We start from the raw sequence: 2,986 nt of genomic DNA on the forward strand, positions 1-2,986 counted from the left end.
CCTTTTCACATCTATTCTATTAAAAAACTGACTAAGAAAATTCTTTTTAAATTTAGTATATTGAAAGGTAATAAAATTCCCACCTTCCTTTAAAATTTTGGTGGTAGTTAATAATATTTTTTTTGAAACATTTGGGGGTAAACTAGAAAAAGGAAGACCAGAAACAATATAGTCTGCATAAGGAATGCAATAGCCCTGTAGATACTCGTCAATATTTTCCGCAGACCCTAATACAATGAATACATTTTTCTCTTTTTTATATTTTTCTTTCAATAATAAATAAAACTCTTTATTATTTTCCACTAATAAAAGAGTAGTATTCGAACTTCGTTTTTCAAGCAATTTATTCGTGAATACACCCGTACCTGGCCCATATTCAACAATATATTTAGCTTCCTTAAAATTGATGCTTTCCACCATTTTATCTGCAAGAAACTTTGAACTTGGAAGTACTGCACCAACGTTTCTTGGATTCGTTATATATTGAGATAAAAAAGACAGAGGCTTCATATTTAATCACTCCAATAGTTTGAATTTACTACTATAGTTTAAAATTCAAACCTGAAGAAACTATAGTGACATCCTTAAGAATCCTTAAGATTTGAATAAGCTCTCTAAAAATAGTTTTTCTTAAAGGACATACCTTATAAAAACTCCCTCTCTCCCCTTTACCATAGTTTTTTCAAACGTCAGATACAGAAAACCATATATTTCTCGTTCGCTTTTCAAAGAAAACCTATAAGATTACCAGTAATTATACACATACTTGCGGTCATATCCATGAAAAATTCGTCGGTGCAACGTTTTGTAAGGCTAAACTTGTTACATAATTGGATTTACAATCATTATGTCCGTACATTTTCATATTCCGTACAACCTAATCATCTTTTCATCCATAGCACTTTTGAAGGTACTTCTCCTACTACAGCCCACTTTATATACCGCGAATCAAGTCTTTTTTTAATATATGAAACAATTACATAAAAGTTACGAAGATCTACACAAATAATAATCACACAAGGTCATCACTCAAAGTGACAAACATAATGACTCCCATGCTCTATTCTCGTTAATCTGCATAAAAGGAATCCCATGCTCGCGTAAATAATGCGTAAGCCGTAATGTAACAAAAAGCCTTTATTTTGATCAAACTTTCTTTCAAATCTACAATTAGAAAAAACTCTGTAAAATTTTTTACAGAGTTTTTTTCTAATTATTTATTGTTTTACATATCGAATACGAACGTTATCGTCCATGTGATAAATTTGTAATGTATTACCATCGTAGTTTTGTAGTTTATACATTACACTGTCATTTGTTAGCTTCACTTCTTGACCGTCTTTAACTGCTTTTGTTATTTTTAAGGCTAACTGGAATGACGGAACATCTACTGTATATGTTCCTGTTAAGTAGTTATCCTTATTCGGATAAGAACCATTCGCATAAGACTCAAATGTCTTATCACCTTTTAGTACTAACGTAGTTTTTACGCCACTACCGTAATCAATACCCCAATTACCAATAATTTCAGTACCGTCTTTTATGTTCTTTTGCATGTTTCCATAACTAATTCCTAACTCTTCAGATGTACCAATTGTACCTACGAATACGCCAGTTTTAGCTTGACTTTTATCTGTCTGAGCCTGACTACCAGTAGTTGGGTTTGCTGATATAGAACCACTAGAACTACTTGTTGTACTGGAAGGTTTATCTGTAGTTGTACCACCGCTTACTTCGGATCTTAACTTATCGAATGTAGGTTTCCAAATATGTTTTGCTTCCTCTAGTTTTGTATTTGCTTTATCTAAGATTTCCTTATCAGTCTCTAAGCTGAAACCTTTATCGTTGAATAACTTCTCTATTTCACCGAATGTTTCTCTTAGTTTACCTGTCGCTTTTTCAATCTCTTTTTGTTCTTCTTTATGTTTTTGCGGTGCGTAAATCTTCTCTATCTTATCAAATACTTTATAGATGTCTTTAATACTATCTAATACCTCAGCTTTTGATTTACTTCCATTTCTCAAATCTCTTACAGAAGCATCATAGTAATCAAATCGTCTTAACATATCCTGTTCAATGTCTAATAAATATTGTGCATAATCTTCATCTAAAACTCGAACCTTTTGAACATCTTTACTTTCTTCTTTCGAATTGGTTGATTTTTCTTTCGTTTCAGAAGCCTTAGATTTACTTGTTTCTTCTGTCTTTTCTTCTTTACTTGCCGAATCTTTTACTGTAACACAACCACTTAATAATATGGCAACTGGAACTGCAGCAGCTATTAGTTTTTTCACTTTCATACCTCATACCCCTTTAAGTAATTTATTCTTAGTTAGTTTTGCTACCGATACTCTTCGCTGCTTCTTCAAACAGTTTTGAGCCTTCTTGTGCTTTACTTAATGATTGATGCATTTTACTCTCGTCTTCTTGGTCTAATGCATCAAAGAGAAGTTGGAAACAATCCGCATACAGTTCCATTGACTGCTTTATCTTCGCCTGTTCTCCCTGTAACTCAGGAGGTGCTTGTAGATTCTTCAGTTTCGTTGTAGTTGCCTTTGCTCCACCTAAACTCAGTTGTACTTCACTTTTCTTTTGTTTGTATGACTTTACGTCTGAACCTGCTATTCCTTCAATTAATTTCATTGTATCTTCAATTTGAGTAGCACTGTTTATGATATCTGACTTATACCTTTCAACATCTGAACCAGTTACCTTACCAGTTGAAGAACTGGAAGAACTAGAAGAAGAGCTTGGTTGACTACTTGATGAACTACTGTTTGTACCCTCACCTTTCGCTACAGATAAGCTATCCTCTTTCTTGCTATCAGTTGACTTACTCTCTTTCTCAGAAGTCTTACTCTCTTTCTCTACCTTTTGCGTTTCTTCTTTCTTTGGTTCAGCTTTCTTACCATCAGTTTCAATTGTAATACAACCACTCAATAACATAACTGGTAACGCTAAACTTACTAATTTCTTTGCTTTCATG

The 2,986-nt window shown here is 33.1% G+C and carries 3 protein-coding genes; all 3 read right to left on the minus strand.

The features are described from left to right. Positions 1-510, minus strand: a 510-nt coding sequence (locus tag V7038_RS25185) for a class I SAM-dependent methyltransferase (RefSeq protein ID WP_335695804.1), incomplete at its 3' end; no start/stop codon positions are given. 707 nt (positions 511-1,217) lie between these two features. Next, on the minus strand, positions 1,218-2,300 hold the full coding sequence (locus V7038_RS25195; RefSeq protein WP_033713984.1) for a DUF3994 domain-containing protein: 1,083 nt from the start codon (positions 2,298-2,300) through the stop codon (positions 1,218-1,220). Between the two features lie 28 nt (positions 2,301-2,328). Continuing rightward, positions 2,329-2,985: a DUF7018 domain-containing (lipo)protein gene (locus tag V7038_RS25200; RefSeq protein ID WP_071151446.1), complete on the minus strand. Its 657-nt coding sequence runs from the start codon at positions 2,983-2,985 to the stop codon at positions 2,329-2,331. Between the last annotated feature and the right edge of the window lies 1 nt (position 2,986).

The organism is Bacillus sp. JJ783, from assembly GCF_036963225.1.
GTDB classification, from domain to species: domain Bacteria; phylum Bacillota; class Bacilli; order Bacillales; family Bacillaceae_G; genus Bacillus_A; species Bacillus_A cereus_U.

Coding starts and splice junctions, on each gene's coding strand:
- V7038_RS25195 (WP_033713984.1), bottom strand. CDS start 2,300: ATGAAAGTGAAAAAACTAATAGCTGCTGCAGTTCCAGTTGCCATATTA.
- V7038_RS25200 (WP_071151446.1), bottom strand. CDS start 2,985: ATGAAAGCAAAGAAATTAGTAAGTTTAGCGTTACCAGTTATGTTATTG.